This is a genomic window from Dietzia cercidiphylli (assembly GCF_014145145.1).
GTDB classification, from domain to species: Bacteria; Actinomycetota; Actinomycetes; order Mycobacteriales; family Mycobacteriaceae; genus Dietzia; species Dietzia natronolimnaea.
Genome location: NZ_JAALEA010000032.1, coordinates 1 through 15,533, shown reverse-complemented (window position 1 = coordinate 15,533; position 15,533 = coordinate 1). Strand labels below are relative to the sequence as shown.

The following is a 15,533-nucleotide window of genomic DNA, read 5'->3' as shown; positions in this document are numbered from 1 at the left end:
TCAGAACTCTGCTTTCCGAAGCACGTCCCTAACATCTGGCTGGCGGCGATCCGAATAGTTCTGTAGACCACGTCGCTACCGTGGGCGTGAATCGCTTTGGGAAGTGCTCTATGTCCGGACTGGTTCCGGGTGCGAGGGCAGCACTTTCGAAGAGGCAAGCGGCGCACTCAGTCATGTTAATAGAAACTGCTAGGGCATCGGAGAGCATTGTCCAGATGGTGCCGCCACGTGAATAGTCGGAAAGCCATTTGTAGCCGTGGATGAAGCTTGAACCGTAAGAATAAAAGAGCGTGGATGAATGTTCCATCGAGCTATTGGCTATCTCGCCGTCGTCGTGCAACGGTACGTGGGCATCAATCCACCTTGCGGAGTATTCCACGAGTTGCGAGAACTGCGGCGGACGCTTAGCGGGGTAAGCGCTCTCGGAGCGGCTGAGCGTTGCGTTAAACCTTTCCCTGTGGGCCCTATTCATTCTTCGATGTTCGGGCGAATAGCGGCTGTCGGCCGCGGTTTCGGCCTTGGCCGAAAGCTGCAGAAACGAACTTTGCTTTCGTAGCTGTTCGAGTTCGATTCGGAGGCAACGATCGAGGCGTTCAGCTCGGTCCTCCCCGCTGAGCATCCAGATCGATGCCGCTGCACACTCCATAGCTACACGGCATAATCCGAGGACTTCGCTGAGGTGTGGCTGCCTGTGGCTTCTGCGCCGACGGATTAGAACACCAGCCGTGTGTAAGTTCTCGGCAGCGGTCATAACCGGGTATATCGTCTGCTCAGTTACAGCCTTCGTCCCGCTAAGAAGTAGTGGATAAGCAGCAGCGAACTCGACGTCGTCGTTATGGAGAGAGCTGCCCGGTGCTGGCGGGTGCGGCTTCAACGACCAGTCATAGAGATCTCCTCCCCGCTTGCCCCGTGAATCAATACGGGGCAAGACTCCGCCGCTTGCCGCATTGAAGAGCGTTTCGGTCAACGCTTGTCTTAGATTTCGGACCATCGGTATGGATTAGCTCGCCTTGCTCAGTGTTCGATAGACGGCCGGCAGGAGCTCGCCAAGCAGTGCGCGGGCGAGATCTCGGTTGTTGAGGATCTGCGCGGAGAGGTCTGCGGAGGAGTCCATGGATCCGATGACGGCGTCGGTGAAGGCGACATCGATGTCGGGGCTCGCGCGGAACTGGGCGAGTGAATTGTTCTGGGCCTGCGTCTTAAGGGTCTCGCTCTCTTCGAGCCGGTCCTTGATGTGGGTAACCACGTTGCGGACGGAGGAGTCGGGGTGGTTTCCGGCGAACAGGTCGTTGATGCGGTTGATCACCTCGTCGAGGGCCACCATGTCGGGGTCGCGGACGGTGCCGGTGCCGGCCTCGCGCGCCGGCTCGAGCGGCGTCCCGCCGGAGAGTTCGCCGTCCCGGGTGGCCTGGCGGTGGTGGCCGAGGTAGTCGATAGCCACCGCGGACAGGTCGATGGGCGTGTCCTTCTCTCCGCTTCTTAGCTGTGGCGCTAGCAGCTTGAGATACAGCGCGAGCTTCTCGAGCCACGGGATCTCGTAGTCGAACAGCTGGGACAGGAACTCGTATTGCCGCACGTAGGTGCCCACGTCCTTGCGGAACATCTGCAGCTCGTCGATTTCCACGGCGTTGGAGGCCTCGACCGCCGACCGCATCCGAACCGTGAAACGGTCGGCAGCGGGGGCAACCCACTTCACCAGCGCATTGTGGCCCTCACGGGCGAGGAATGCATTAGCGAAGCCGTCGACCTCGGAGCGCTCGTAGATGCCGGCGACGGATAGTTTGCGCTCGGTGTCGTGGACGATGTTCGGGTCGGTCACGTCGGCCAGTGTGGTGGCCTCGTAATAGGGCGCAAAGGCGTCGACGATGTCGTCGACTTCGTTGGTGAAATCCAGCACGAAGGTCTGGTCTTTCAGCGGCGGAAATGTCCGGTTGAGCCGCGAGAGAGTCTGCACCGCCTGGACCCCGCCGAGCCGCTTGTCGACGTACATGGCCACGAGTTTGGGTTGGTCGAAGCCGGTCTGGAACTTGTTGGCCACCAGCATCACCTGGAACTCATCGGTGGCAAACGCGTCCCGCAGGTCGCGGCCCTTGAGCCCAGGGTTCATGCTGACTTCGGAGAACGGCTCGTCGGTACCGGACTCGGGGTCGGTGACCTCCCCAGAGAACGCGACCAGCGCAGCGACGTCGGTGTAGCCGTTCTCGGTCACGTACTTGTCGAAGGCGAGTTTGTAGCGCACGGCGGCCTTGCGGGAACTGGTCACCACCATCGCCTTTGCCTGCCCGTTCAGCCGCCAGGCCACGTTCTGTCGGAAGTGCTCGACGATGATCTGCACCTTCTGCGAGATGTTGGTGGGGTGCAGCTTGACCCAGTTCATCACCGACTTCACCGCGGCGGAGCGGTCCACCAGGTCGTCGTCGCCACCCTCGGTGGTCACGGCGACGGTGCCTTCCCCGGTGTCGCTGGTGGCGTAGGTCTTGCCGTTGTGCGACAACCGGAACGCGGTCTTGTACGGGGTGTAGTTGCGCAGGACGTCCAGGATGAAGCCCTCGTCGATCGCTTGCTGCATCGAGTACAGGTGGAACGGCTGCGGCGTGCCGTCGGGGCCTGGGCGGCCGAACAGTTCGAGCGTGGTGGCCTTGGGGGTGGCGGTGAAGGCGAAGAAGGAGATATTGCCGGCCTCGGCGCGGGCTTTGGTCTCGGCGGCGAGCATGTCCTCCGCCGACACGGCCCCGCCCTGGGCGACCTCGTCGAGCTCGGCCTGCGACAGGACCTGCTTGAGTTTGTTCGACGCTCCGCCGGCCTGGGAGGAATGGGCTTCGTCGGCAATGATCGCAAAGGACCGACCGCGGAGGGTAGTGCGGTCGGCGATCGCGTCCAGGGCGTAGGGGAAGGTCTGGATGGTGACGACGACGATGTGGGTCCCCGACTCGAGAGCCTCGGCCAGTTCTGAGGATTTCGATCCGGTCAGCCCATCGATGTGGGCCACGACCCCGGTGGTGCGATTGATCTGGTGGATGGCCTCTTGCAGTTGCGCATCAAGCACGGTCCGATCGGTGACCACGATGACGGAGGAGAACACCTTGTCGTCGTCATCGTCATACAGCGACGACAGCCGCTGGGCGAGCCAGGAGATGGAGTTGGTCTTTCCCGAACCTGCGGAGTGCTGGACAAGGTACTTATTCCCGGGCCCTTCGGTCCGGGCGGCCTGGACGAGACGGGTGACGGCGTCCCACTGGTGGTAGCGCGGGAAGAGCAGGGTCTCCTTGCGGGTCTTCTTGCCGGTGTCCGGATCGCGCTTCTCGGTAATCCCAAGGTGCATGAACCGGTCGAGGATCTCCAGCCAGGTGTCGCGGGCGAGGATGGTCTCCCACAGGTAGGCGGCGGCCGAGCCGTTCGGGTTGGGCGGGTTGCCGGCGTGGTGGCCGTTGCCGCGGTTGAAGGGCAGGAACAAGGTGTCCTGGCCTGCGAGCCGGGTGGTCATGTGCACTTCGGTGTTGGACACCGCGAAGTGCACCAAGGCGCGGGTGGCAAAGCCGAGCAGCGGCTCACCCTTGGGCAGGCGGTCCTTCTTGTACTGCTCGATCGCATGCTCCACCGACTGTGTGAAGTCGGTCTTGAGCTCGGCCGTGGCCACTGGGATGCCATTGACGAAGAACACCAAGTCGATGGACTTCTTCGGGCTGGACTTGGAGTAGTGCACCTGCCGCATGACCCTCAACCGCACGGCTTGATACTTGGCGGCGGTGGTCGCGTTGAGTCCAGAGTTGGGTTTGAACTGGCACATCGCGAAGATGGCGTTGAAGTCGCTGAAGCCCCGTCGCAGTACGGCAAGGGTGCCGCCGTCGGCCTTGAGATCAGACGACAGCGCTTTGGCGAGGCGCTGCAGGAGCGCGGACTTCGACTTCTCCTGAGCCGCGGGCGGGTCCGCGGGCTTGACGCGCTTTTCCCACTCGTCGGACTGGGAGTGCTGCAACCACCAGAACACGTCCTCCGGGAACAGGGCGAGCTCGCGGTCGTACCCGGAATCGGTGGGCGAGTACTCCCAGCCGTGCGCAGCCAGATGGGCGCAGATCTCGTCCTCGAGCACGGACTCGTGATGCTGGGCCATGACTACCCAGCCTCCCTCACGTCGATCTTCCCCGTCACGGCATTGGTGATGAGGGCAGATCGGTACTCGCGCAGGGTGTCGATCGTCTCCGTTGACTTTGTGATCAACGCATCGATGTGGGCACAGCGGGAATCGAGAAATGAGACTATTGAAGCTTGTTCTTCCTTGGGTGGGAGTAGTAGTGCGATACTACGAATATCATCGAGGCTGAGCTGCACTTTGGTTCCCCCATACGCCTGTTCCTTCAGTTGCCGTTGGCCGACTTCGGACAACATTGCGTAGCCGACGTAGTTCGGATCGAGGCTCGATCCAGCAAGCCGAGCGAGGGCGACGTGTTGACTGACGAAAGCTCCAACGTGGTGTTTGTCGACCACGGCAACTGAACCCAAGTAGGCGGTGATGGAGAACAGTAAGTCCCCTTCCCGCGTCATAGTTCGGGAGCCTTCGGCGTGCAACGGCACAGAAACCCGTTGCACGCTTGAGTCGTCGAAACCGATGGAACCGCGGGTCAGGTTGCCAATACGGATGAAGTAGTCGCCATCGTCAGAATAATGCTGCGCCCAGCCTCGTGACCCACTGGTTACTGTCGAGACATTCCACTTCAGTTTCGTCTCTTCCCAATGGATCGGAAAAGTGTCGATCCATCCAGAGGTTGATTTCACCAGCTCGCAGCTTGGATCCAGGCCCTTTGTGACTGCCTGTGTGATGGTTGCGGCGCGGTCCTCGCGCAGGTTGGCGACGAGCTGTTCCTGTTTGTCGATCAACACATCGATTTTAGCGGTTTCGTGGTCGAGGAACTCGACAATCTTATTTTGGCAGGACGTTGGAGGGAGAAAGACTGTGCAGGCAGAAACGTCGCCCATGTATATTCCGGGCTGAGCCGAAACCTTGGTCGATAACGCAAGCTGATCTTGGAAATGCTTGCTTTGTGTCGCATACATTAAATAGTGCGAGTTGATTCTCGGTGATGGACGTAAAAAGCACACGCTACGCTGGAAGGCGTATGGGAAATCAAACTCATACACGCATGAGCGGCCGATCGTTCCAACGATTGTCAAAAGGACATCGCCGCGAGCGGGGTAGCCGCCAGCGGTAATCGATGCATGGTCGCTTTGGGAAATTAGGCTTTCGGCGTCACTCACCGTCAAGCCTTTATTTTTAACATTCTTAGCGCTGAGTAAAGGGACGCCTTCCGGCACTCTATCGAATGAGCCGTGAGTGCCATCCTTAATCCCGTCGAGGATCCTTGAAAGGCGCACGCTAAGCCAGCCAGCGGGCGTGGCGGTGGGACCCGGGTTGCTAATTTCTTGGCCAGTCGATGGCAGCCGGTTTGTCACGCGCCCACCTCTGCGAGCATGGCCTGGATCTCCGTCACAAGTTGGCGCAGGTCTTTTTGAATCTCTTCGAGGGGTCGGGGCGGGGTGTAGCGGTAGAAGTGGCGGGTGAAGGGGATTTCGTAGCCGATGCGGGTCTTATCGTGGTCGATCCACGCATCCGGTACATGGGGTAGGACCTCGCGGGCGAAGTAGTCCTCGATGTTCTCGGCCAGCGGGACGTTTTCAGTACCGCGAAGCGAGGCGTCGGGCTCGGGATTGCCCTTAGTGGTGATGACGTCGGCCTCGGGATCGTGTTCGCCGATGGTCGTCCAGATGGTCTTGATGACCGGGGCGCTGACCTTGGTCATGCCCGCGGACTTCAGGGCTGCTTTGAGTTCGGTGACGAAGGCGTCGCGGTTGGTCCACGAGCGGCCCGAGAGACCGGCGAGGGCGTTGCGGACGGCGTCCTGGTCAGGCGCAGGGAGCTTGGCGATCGCCTTAGTCGCGAGCACGAGCTCGGCCGTTTCCTCGGTGATGTGGAACCGCAGCTGTAGAGGGCGTTCCACCGTGATGGTGCGGTATCCGAACTCCGAGTTGGCGAACACTTTCGAGAGGGCGGGCGCCTCGTCGTCGTCGTTGTCTTGGTTTTCGAAGCCGCCGTAGAGTTCGCAGATCTTCTCGATGTCATGCGGGCGCAGTTCCTTGCGCTTGGAGCCCAGCGATTTGCGCATCTTGCCGAACATCTCGACCGCGTTGATGAGCTGGACCTTGCCCTTGCGCTCGTCGGTCTTGGCGTTGTCCAGGATCCAGATGTAGGTGGAGATACCGGTGTTGTAAAACATGTCCGTCGGCAGCGCGATGATCGCGTCGAGAAGGTCGTTCTCGATGATCCACTGCCGGATGTTGGACTCGCCGGAGCCGGCGCCGCCGGTGAACAGGGGCGAGCCGTTGAGGACGATCGCCAGCCGGGAGCCCTTGTCGTCCGGCGAGCGAACGGGCCGCATCTTGCTGATCAGGTGCATCAGGAACAGCAATGAGCCGTCGGAGACCCGCGGTAGGCCGGGACCGAAACGCCCCGCGAAGCCCCGCTGCTCGTGTTCGTCCTTGACCGCCTTCTGCTGTGTCTTCCACTCCACCCCGAACGGAGGATTCGACAGCAGGAAATCGAAGTGCTCGCCGTGGAAGCCGTCGTCGGTGAGCGTGTCACCGTTGTAGATGTTGTCCACGCCCTGGCCCTTGATCACCATGTCCGACTTACACATGGCATACGAGCGCGAGTTGACCTCCTGGCCGTACAGCACCGGCTTGGCGTCGGGGTTCATGTCCACTAGGTGGTCGTAGGCCACCGAGAGCATGCCGCCCGTACCGGCTGCGGGGTCGTAGATGGTGCGCACGATGCCGGGGGTGGTGAGCTCGAGGTCCTTGTCGGCGTAGAGCAAGTCGACCATCAGCGAGATGACCTCGCGCGGCGTGAAGTGGTCACCGGCCTGGGCGTTGTTGGACTCGGCGAACTTCCGGATAAGTTCCTCGAAGATGTAACCCATGTCGTGTCCGCTGACCCGATCCGGGTGCAGGTCCACGTTCGCAAAATCCTTGACGATAAGGAACAGGCGGTCCTTCTTGTCCAGGTCCTCGATCAGTTCGGGGAGCTTGTAGCCGTCGAAGACGTCCCGGATGTTGGCCGAGAATCCCTCGATGTAGTCGATAAGGTTTTCCGCCAGCCCCGCCGGGTCTGCGGCGAGCTTGCTGAAGTCCCACACCGAGGTGTTGAAGAACGGGAGCCCGAACTTTGACCGCAGAACCACGAACGGGTCGATGCCGCTGTCCTGCAACCTGGCGTGCTGGGTGAGCACTTCCGCCTTGGTGGGCGCGAGGATCGCGTCCAGGCGCCGCAGGATCGTGAACGGCAGGATCACATCGCCGTACTGATTGGGCTGGTAAGGCCCCCGCAGCTTGTTGGCGATGGACCAGATGAAGGCGGCGTTGGTAGTGGGCAACTCGGGTAGTTCCTTAATCGAGGATGGTTGACGGTCTAAACGTAGTGGTCGCTCACGGCGTCCGTGGTCAGGCCACACCGCGGAGATGCTCGGGCGCTCGAGCCGAGGTCGCCGACGACTTGATCTATTCCGACTCGGGCGTCCGCCACCTCCTCAAGGCCCCGGATCGGCTTAGAGCACGCCCTGGGCAACCTCGAGGACTACAACGGGCTCATCGACCCGCGCCGACTCTCTCAGAACGCTGAGAGCGGCGCCCAATGAACCAGGCGCCTTACTCATGCATTCGCTGGTTCCGCCATTGGGCCCAACCAAGGCGGGGGTGCGATCTAGTTCGGGTCCATCGTGGGGTTGCCGTTCTCGTCGAGGTAGCGGGGAGAGATTTGGCCCGTCTCTTTGTCGAACCAGATCGGGTTGCCAGCTTCGTCGTAGTAACCGCAAGTCGCGGCCGGGCCTACGCACCCGTCAGCCCGCGGCGGATCGACATATTCGGCCTCATGCGCCGACCCGGGGGCCGGTCGGCCGCAGTTCACGGTGTCGGCGACGATGGAGCCATCTGACATGACCGCGGCGTTGGCCTCCCAACACTGAACGAACCGCGGCGGACCGTAGGGGTCGAAGTCCTCCGGGGCCATGAACGGCGGCCTCACCGGGGCAGCGGCAGCGGGGGTCGCTGCCGGGGTCGTAGGGTTCGCCTGAGCTGTGGAGCTCGGCGGGGCGCTGGTTGGGCTGGTAAAGGTCGAGCTGCTGGTTGTAGTCGACGAGCTCGACGGTGTCGAGCTGCTGACCGTCGAGCCAATGGTGCTCTCCGCCGGCTGCTCCCCTCCGCTAGAGCTGCAACCCGATAGTCCCGCAACCAGCAATACCGCCGTCACCGCACTGGTAATCGCCTTCATTCCGCACCCTCCGCTAAGAATGGGTTTAAGTTTACGGCTGAGTGTCCTCGGTACATTCAGATCGGGTGATCAGGATGAAGAATGGGACAGTGGCAAAGGTCGCGGCAGCTCCGCTACTTCTGGTGGCCTCGATGGTGGGGAGCGGCTGCGCAGAGTGGGACGCCGCGGTGAATCGGGAACTCCCGTCTGTTGACTCGGGGCGTCAGACTGAGGTCGAACCCCCGGCAGATCCGTCGCCGGTGGAAGAGCAGACCAACGCGATGCGGGGCGAGAACGGTATTCCGACTCTGGACGCCAGCGAGAAGCTCCGAGATAGTGCCTGCGCAAAAGCGGACGACATGCTCGCGAGGGACTACTGGGGGCACCACGCGCCTGATGGCACCGGCGACCCGTTCATGTTCATCCGTGAGGCCGGTGTCGATTACTACACGGCTGCAGAGAACCTATTTTACTCAACCTCGGGCGGATCCGATCCGGTCGACAGCTGGATGGACAGTCCCGGTCACAGGGCGAACATCGTCAACCCGGACTTCACCAGGGTGGGCGTCTGCGTGCGGACGGCTGCGTACCAGGGCTTTCCCGAGGCTCATCTCCATGTTCAGCACTTTGCTACTCCGATATCGGAGAGGTAGTTGATACCCCGAGTCCGGCGAGAGGGTGTGTGAGCTCGCGACGCGGGTGACGGCGAGGGAGCGCCAGTCGGGTCGAATCAGTCTGACGCCGCATCAGTGCGATGGTGGCTCGAACAGCGTCACTCGAGGGGGCTTAGAGTGACAGTGTGAACCTGGAGATGGTCATCAACGACGCGACCGGCGCGTTCGTGACTACTGTCGGCACCGAGGCTCGCGCCGATGCTTGACCCCTCTGTCCTGCGACGAGATCTCGAAGAGGCGCAGGACCGTTTCGAGCAGTATCGGGCGTCCGTGACCACGATGATCGAAGAGCGCGCTGCTGGCGAGCTGTCGCGAGCCCTTGAGGTGATCCTCCCCGACCTGGCCTTCTACGAAGGTCAGGCCGTCGCGGCGGCTGTGGCGCTCGAACACCTCGCCGTCGACGTATCTTCCGTGCCAAAGGTGCTTGCCGACGAGCTCGTGGAACAGCAAGCCGCGCGACGCAGCAGGGAGTACCTGGCAGGGTTCGCCAAGGTGCTCGCCCCAAACAAATCAGCACGGGCCGAGGTAGGCCGCGCCAGCGACTGGGATCAGCTGGCAGTCCGGGTTGTTTCGCGCGTGAATCGGTCCGCCCACAGCCTCCATTGCCACAACGTGAGCGTCACGAAGACCCCGGTGCAGGCGACCGCACCGGTCTTTCTGTGCTTATAGCTGGCCACCATGGCGCACACGAGCGAAGTACTGGCCATGCCGGTCAGGGCCAGGACCATCGGTTCGGACTTGGGGTCCCGAGACCAGGACTCTTCGCCCAGGATTGCTTGTGTCGCAAACGACTTCATGTTGTGAGCGGGCGGGGTCATCACTGGGTTGAGTGCAAACCACGCGCCGATCGGCACGTACAACCACCACAGGCGAGTCCACAGGGGGACCAGCAGCAGTGGGGCGCTCAGGAGCCTCGACCATGCACTGACTGGATGAGCGTGCCGCCGGAACATGCGGGCGTAGAAGCCGTCCTCGGAAGCCACGAATCCAGCCTTGCACCTCGGTCGCCGGAACGGCTACTGAATCACGACTCTCCTCCGGATGGTCGACGGCGAGACCCGGCACACCGTGGGGCTTCTAGTCCCGGTAGGCGAGTAGCGCGGCGTGGGGCCGATGACCGGGATCGTGTCGACGCTCCCGATGGGTGACTGCAAACCCTGCACGGCGAACGGCGTCGATCATCGAGGTCAGGGGCCAGGAGAAGGCAGGCGCCACAGCATGGGGAAACTCCTCGACTTTTTCTCCGTCGAAGAACGCAAGGAGCAGGCGACCTCCCGGTGCCAGTGACGCTCGCATCGTCGCCAGTGCCTCGGGGACGTCTCCGGGGTCGAGGTGGATCAGTGAGTACCAGGAGAAGATTCCGCCCAAGGGGCCCGGCACGTCGCACAGATCGTCAAATGTCCCCTGACGGAACTGCACCTGCGGGTAGGTGCGCTGTGCGTGGTCCACGAACTCCGGCACGGGGTCGATTCCCTCGGCTGTGACGCCGGCGTCGGAGAGGTAAGCGGTCCAGTGGCCTGGACCGCACCCGATGTCGACGACGCGACCCGTGCAGTCGCGAGCCCAGCGGGTGACCAACTTGCGGTCCTCAGGTGCTGTGGTGTCGATGTCACCGAGTAGGTCGATGTACTCGTGTGCGCGGGCGGAGTAGGCGTAGTGCACCGTATCCGCGTTGCCTGGTGCGTGTGACTGCCCGTTCATGCGGGGCCAGGGAGTACCAGGCCTGTTGTCGGACTCCACGTGCTCCTCCACCTTCCTCCTCAATGCACTGGCTGATGGGGCAAGGTACGTGCTCGGGCGTGGTCGCCGCTAGAACGCCGGTGTGTCGCGCCACGCATAACCGCATGGTGACCCCAGGTGCGCGGACACTACACCGGGCAACTCGATCGTCCCCTGGTCTGCAGTCAGAGCTGATTGACCCGGATGAGGTTCCCCGAAGGATCGCGTAAGGCGCAGTCGCGCACCCCGTAGTCCTGGTCTGTGGGTTCCTGGACGATGTCGGCGCCGGCGGCGTCCAGGCGTTCGAACAGCCCGTCCAGGTCGTCGGTCCCCAGAGTGACCGCGCCGTAGACGCCCTCGGCGATGATCTCCCGGTTAGCGTCGGAGACAGTCGACGATCGGTCACCGGGAGGAACTGATGACGAAGAGAAGTGACGCGGCGGGGGAGTTCTCCGCCCAGGAACGTGCGGCGATGAAGGAGCGCGCCGCAGAGCTGGAGGCGGAGGCGAAGCGCGCGAAGGGCGCGGAGAAGGCTGCTGCGGACGAGGCGGCACTTCTGGCCAGGATCGAGGAGATGCCCGACGGCGACCGGCAGATGGCCGAGCGACTGCACCAGATGGTCGCCACCATCGCGCCGGACCTGTCACCGAAGCTGTACTACGGGCAACCCGGGTACGCCAGGGCCGGGAAGGTGGTGGTCTTCTTCCGCAGCGGGCAGATGGACAAGGAGAGGTACTCCACTTTCGGTGTGAGTGCTCAGGCCGCCCTCGACGACGAGAGCGGGCTCTGGCCGACCGCGTACGCACTGATCGACCCGACAGAGAAGGCGTGGGAGCAGCTCGGCGAGATAGTGCGCCGGGCGGCGGGGGATAACTCGGCATAGCCGCTCGGCGACACCACTTCTCGTTCCCCGCCGGGGCCCGGACCAGCTGGAGATCAGATGGCCCGAGCCGCGAAGCTGTCCTGACGACACGCTGCGTGCGTTCATCTCCGAGTGGATGGCTCCCGTACTGAAACCGCTCCACTGGGAAGGATCGCGGGGACCACGCCCGGAGGGTCCGATACACTCCCCGTCATGGCCTGCTTCACCACATTGATTCGGGACCGTCGCTTCTAGCGGCGGATTCCCTCCTGTAGGACGCTTCCGCCGCTCCGCGGTCCAGCCGGGCGGCGCTTCTGCATGCCCGGGCGCACTCTCTACATTCGGAGCGTCTACACATGCCCACCTATCGGGGCGGCCGGCACGAGCACGGCCAGAACTTCCTCACTGACACCACCGTCATCGACGAGATGATCGACATCGTCGCCGACACCTCGGGGCCGATCATCGAGATCGGGCCCGGGAGGGGGGCACTGACCACCCCGTTGCAGTCCCTGGATCGCCCACTCACGGCGGTGGAGATCGACTCCCGGACGGTCGAGCATCTCCAGGGTGCGCTCGCTACAGATGTTGAGCTTGTCCACGCGGACTTCGTGCGGTGGCCGTTGCCGACGACTCCCCATGTGGTGGTGGGCAACCTCCCGTTCCACCTCACCACCTCGATCCTGCGGAAACTGCTCCATTCCCCGTCCACGACGACGGCCGTCCTGCTGGTCCAGTGGGAGGTCGCGCGTCGGCGAGCAGGCGTCGGGGGCGCGACCATGATGACCGCGCAGTGGTGGCCGTGGATCGAGTTCACCCTGCATCGCCGGGTGCCCCGCCGCGCCTTCCGGCCGGAGCCGACCGTCGACGGCGCACTGCTCGTCCTGTACCGGAGGCCTCGTCCTCTTCTCGCGGACCAGGACCGTGGTGCTTACCGCCGGTTCGTGCACGACGTCTTCACCGGACGCGGCCGGGGCATCGCCGCGATCCTGGCCACCGTGGTACACCCGCGGCGCAGATCTGCAGTCCGCGGGGTCGTCGCCCGGGCGGGCGTCGCGCCGGATGCCCTGCCCAGGGATCTCACCGCGCAGGACTGGGTCGCGTTGTACGCGGCACTGGGGCGTCAGAAGTGAGGCGGGTGCCGATCTGCTCCGGACCCCAGCCCCCGACTCGGTGCCCGTCACCGCGGCGCGGGGCTGTGCGGGGCTATGCGGGGCGGTGTGCTCCTTCCGGCCCGCCGACCGGGCACCTCAGGCAAGGATGGCCCTATGACACCTTCTGCAGTGGTGGCGTGGCGATGATCGAGGTGCGCCCGGCTGAGCGATTCGATGACGTGGCTGTTCTCCTGGGGCCGAAGAAGAACCCGGACGCCTCGGTGTGCTGGTGCCTCAGCCACCGACTGGACTCCAAGACCAACACCTCGCTGACGGGTCCCGCCCGGGGCGAGTACGTCCGCGACCTGTGCGGGCGGGACACCGCACCGGGCGTGCTCGCCTACCTTGGGCCGGAACCCGTGGGGTGGGCGGGAGTCGCTCCGCGCCGCGACCTGCCGATCGCGCGATCACGAGTGGTGCCGACAGTCGACGCTCAACCTGTGTGGTCGATCTTCTGCATCCGGGTCCGCCCCGGGTATCGGGGGCAGGGAGTGGCGCGGGAGCTGGTCGAGGGTGCGGTCGGGTTCGCGCGCGACCACGGCGCACCCGCCGTCGAGGCGGTACCCGTGGACAACGGTGCGGAGAAGGTCAACCTGACGATGGCGTTCGTGGGGTTCCGCTCCCTGTTCGAGCAGGCGGGATTCGTCAAGGTCGCCGCCACGACGTCGGTGGCGGGGGGCTTCCCCCGGATCGTCATGCGTCGTCAACTCGACTGACGCCCACAATCGCCACCCAGCTGCGCGGTCAGGGGAAAGGGTGCGAGAGCCCGCGGCGCGGCGATAGGCTTCTCGCTACCGCCACCTCGCGAGCAGCGGAGGACGACCATGGGGACGCTGGGCTACACCGCGACCATCTCGCTGGACGGCTATGCCGCCGACGCGAACGGCGACTTCGACTGGACCGCGCCCGGCGGGGACCTGTTCAGGTTTCACGTGGAACGCATGACCTCGGTGTCGCACGAGGTCCTGGGGCTGAACACCTACCAATTGATGACCTACTGGGAGACTCCTCCCGACGACGAGTCGTGGAGCCCCGACGAGCACGAGTTCGCTCGCCGCTGGAAGGACCTGACGCGCATCGCGGTGTCCTCGACGATGACCGAGGCGGACCTCGTGTCCGACCGGGACCGCCTTCTGCCGCGCCTCGACATCGCCGGGCTTCAGCAGATCGTCGACGACGCCGCGGGAGAGGTCGAGATCTTCGGACCCACCACGGCGAGCGAGGCGATCAGTGCCGGGATCGTCGACCAGTTCAGGTTCTTCATGGTCCCGAGGGTGGTAGGTGGCGGCCTGCACGCGCTACCTCCGGGTGCCGAGCTCGACCTGGAGCTGGTGGAACACCGTGTCTTCGACAACGGGGCCGTTCTCCTGCACTACAGACGTCGAGAGATCCAGCGGAGCAGCTCGCTCACCGGTGGATCCGGGCGAGCTGCTCGGCGATACCCGCCACCGACTCCCGGTCCATCCCCAGAAACCCGGAGAGCATTCGCCCCACGGGGATCGAGCCCACCAGCTGCTCGATCGAGGCTCCCACGGCGCCGCTCGCCTCACCGGCGTTCGCCGCGAGCGGGCGGAACACCTCGTCGAGGATCAACCGGGCGTCGGGGTCCGCCATCGCCTCGGAGATCGTGGAGTCGAGGTCGATCCGGACCGGGCGCGGATCCCCGTCGATCGGCACGGAGACCTCGATCCGGATGTCCCGGCTGGAGGCCGCGGCCGCGAAGACGTACTCGCCACCCTCCACCAACCAGCTCCCGGCCGGCTCGTCCCAATAGGCGAGGTCCCGGCGTTCCACAACGACATCGAGCTGTCCGCTCTGTCCGGGATCGAGCTCGATATGGCCGAATCCCACGAGCTCCCGTGGCGCCCGGCTGCGCACCGAGGCCGGCAGCGAGGAGTAGATCTGGACGACCTCGCGGCCCCGGTACGACCCGGTGTTGTGGATCTCGACCCGTGCCGTCCACCCGTTGTCCCCGGCCACGACCGTCAGGGACCGGTAGTCGAAGGACGTGTAGGACAGGCCGTGTCCGAAGGGGAACCGCACCTCCCGCCGCCTGTGGTCGTACCCGCGGTAGCCGACGAAGATGCCCTCCCCGTACCGGACGTGCGAGTCCACGGCGGGGAAGTTGTCCCAACTGGGGGCGTCCTCGATCCGCAGCGGGACGGTCTCGGCCAACCGTCCGGACGGGGTGGCGTGGCCGTAGAGCACCCGCGCGAGCGCCCGGCCTCCGCCCTGTCCCAGCAGCGCCCCGGACACGATCGCCGTCGCGTGGGGAACCACCGGGGACAGGTCCACCACGGAGCCGGCCGACAGGATCACCACGATCCGGTCCTGCACCGCGGCGACCGCCTCGAGGAGGCGGAGCTGGTCTCCCGGCAGATCGATGTGCTGCCGGTCGACGCCCTCGGACTCCTGGTCGTCGGTCAGACCGAGCATGAGGACGGCCACCTCGGCATCGGACGCGATTGCCACCGCCTCGGCGAGGAGCAGGTTCTCGTCGTCGTCACCACCCCCGACGCCCGTGGCATGGGTGACCCGGGCGTCCCCGGCTATTCGCCTGATCTCCGTCAGTGGCACATCGACCCGCGTGGGGGTGACGTGCGAGCTGCCGCCTCCCTGGAAGCGCGGTTCGCGGGCGAAGGCGCCGATCACCGCGACCCCGGTGGCCGGTGAGAGGGGAAGGAGGCCGCCGTCGTTGGCCAGCAGCACGATCGAGGACTCCGCCGCCTCCCGCGCGAGGTCGTGGTGGGCGGCGTGGTCCACCGGTGCCGCGCGATGCGCTGCGCCGGACTGCACCGCCTGTGGCCCGTTCCGGGCCCGCACCGCCA

At 64.3% G+C, this 15,533-nt stretch carries 11 protein-coding genes and 3 pseudogenes; 6 read left to right on the top strand and 8 right to left on the bottom strand.

All coding sequences use genetic code 11. From position 1 onward, the window contains the following. Positions 1-1,000 precede the first annotated feature (1,000 nt). The 4 genes from G6028_RS01855 to G6028_RS01840 all read right to left on the bottom strand — a co-directional run bounded on the left by G6028_RS01855 (position 1,001) and on the right by G6028_RS01840 (position 8,056). Entirely contained in the window at positions 1,001-4,111 is a 3,111-nt protein-coding gene (locus tag G6028_RS01855) for a type I restriction endonuclease subunit R (protein WP_182657874.1), read from the bottom strand. Between the two features lie 2 nt (positions 4,112-4,113). After that, complete coding sequence (locus G6028_RS01850) at positions 4,114-5,448, bottom strand: restriction endonuclease subunit S (RefSeq protein ID WP_182657873.1); 1,335 nt, start codon at positions 5,446-5,448, stop codon at positions 4,114-4,116. Beyond that, the gene (locus tag G6028_RS01845) at positions 5,445-7,424 is read right to left on the bottom strand and encodes a type I restriction-modification system subunit M (protein ID WP_182657872.1); all 1,980 of its coding nucleotides are present in this window, start codon (positions 7,422-7,424) and stop codon (positions 5,445-5,447) included. Before G6028_RS01845 ends, G6028_RS01850 begins: the two co-directional genes overlap by 4 nt. Positions 7,425-7,750: 326 nt before the next feature. Further along, positions 7,751-8,056 carry a hypothetical protein gene (locus G6028_RS01840; protein WP_182657871.1) on the bottom strand — a complete coding sequence of 102 codons (306 nt, stop codon included), beginning with the start codon at positions 8,054-8,056 and terminating at the stop codon, positions 7,751-7,753. A gap of 335 nt (positions 8,057-8,391) precedes the next feature. Between G6028_RS01840 and G6028_RS01835 the strand changes: the two genes are divergently transcribed. Together G6028_RS01835 and G6028_RS01830 are read left to right on the top strand one after the other, a co-directional pair. After that, on the top strand, positions 8,392-8,949 hold the full coding sequence (locus G6028_RS01835) for a CAP domain-containing protein (RefSeq protein ID WP_241730475.1): 558 nt from the start codon (positions 8,392-8,394) through the stop codon (positions 8,947-8,949). A 291-nt stretch (positions 8,950-9,240) separates the two neighbouring features. Further along, entirely contained in the window at positions 9,241-9,639 is a 399-nt protein-coding gene (locus tag G6028_RS01830) for a hypothetical protein (RefSeq protein ID WP_182657869.1), read from the top strand. 86 nt (positions 9,640-9,725) lie between these two features. Here G6028_RS01830 and G6028_RS18165 read toward each other — a convergent pair. The 3 genes and pseudogenes from G6028_RS18165 to G6028_RS01820 all read right to left on the bottom strand — a co-directional run. Then, positions 9,726-9,953: pseudogene (locus G6028_RS18165) on the bottom strand (DUF6653 family protein); the annotation flags it as partial. 94 nt (positions 9,954-10,047) lie between these two features. Continuing rightward, on the bottom strand, positions 10,048-10,671 hold the full coding sequence (locus G6028_RS01825) for a class I SAM-dependent methyltransferase (RefSeq protein WP_182657868.1): 624 nt from the start codon (positions 10,669-10,671) through the stop codon (positions 10,048-10,050). 203 nt (positions 10,672-10,874) lie between these two features. After that, positions 10,875-11,060 (bottom strand): annotated as a pseudogene (locus G6028_RS01820) (VOC family protein); the annotation flags it as partial. A gap of 47 nt (positions 11,061-11,107) precedes the next feature. On the opposite strand from G6028_RS01820, the gene G6028_RS01815 reads away from it, so the two are divergent. From G6028_RS01815 to G6028_RS01800, 4 genes and pseudogenes are all read left to right on the top strand, one after another. Continuing rightward, entirely contained in the window at positions 11,108-11,572 is a 465-nt protein-coding gene (locus G6028_RS01815; RefSeq protein WP_182657867.1) for a DUF1801 domain-containing protein, read from the top strand. A gap of 335 nt (positions 11,573-11,907) precedes the next feature. Continuing rightward, positions 11,908-12,684, top strand: coding sequence for a 23S ribosomal RNA methyltransferase Erm (gene erm / locus G6028_RS01810; protein WP_182657866.1), 777 nt, complete (start codon positions 11,908-11,910; stop codon positions 12,682-12,684). Between the two features lie 164 nt (positions 12,685-12,848). After that, positions 12,849-13,421 carry a GNAT family N-acetyltransferase gene (locus tag G6028_RS01805; protein WP_182657875.1) on the top strand — a complete coding sequence of 191 codons (573 nt, stop codon included), beginning with the start codon at positions 12,849-12,851 and terminating at the stop codon, positions 13,419-13,421. Between the two features lie 108 nt (positions 13,422-13,529). Continuing rightward, positions 13,530-14,090 (top strand): annotated as a pseudogene (locus G6028_RS01800) (dihydrofolate reductase family protein); the annotation flags it as partial. A gap of 22 nt (positions 14,091-14,112) precedes the next feature. On the opposite strand, the gene G6028_RS01795 reads toward G6028_RS01800, so the two are convergent. Then, the coding region (locus G6028_RS01795; RefSeq protein ID WP_182657865.1) for a glycoside hydrolase family 3 C-terminal domain-containing protein at positions 14,113-15,533 on the bottom strand (1,421 nt) is incomplete at its 5' end.

Coding starts and splice junctions, on each gene's coding strand:
- G6028_RS01855 (WP_182657874.1), bottom strand. CDS start 4,111: ATGGCCCAGCATCACGAGTCCGTGCTCGAGGACGAGATCTGCGCCCAT.
- G6028_RS01840 (WP_182657871.1), bottom strand. CDS start 8,056: ATGGCCCCGGAGGACTTCGACCCCTACGGTCCGCCGCGGTTCGTTCAG.
- G6028_RS01835 (WP_241730475.1), top strand. CDS start 8,392: ATGAAGAATGGGACAGTGGCAAAGGTCGCGGCAGCTCCGCTACTTCTG.
- G6028_RS01825 (WP_182657868.1), bottom strand. CDS start 10,671: ATGAACGGGCAGTCACACGCACCAGGCAACGCGGATACGGTGCACTAC.
- G6028_RS01815 (WP_182657867.1), top strand. CDS start 11,108: ATGACGAAGAGAAGTGACGCGGCGGGGGAGTTCTCCGCCCAGGAACGT.
- erm (WP_182657866.1), top strand. CDS start 11,908: ATGCCCACCTATCGGGGCGGCCGGCACGAGCACGGCCAGAACTTCCTC.
- G6028_RS01805 (WP_182657875.1), top strand. CDS start 12,849: ATGATCGAGGTGCGCCCGGCTGAGCGATTCGATGACGTGGCTGTTCTC.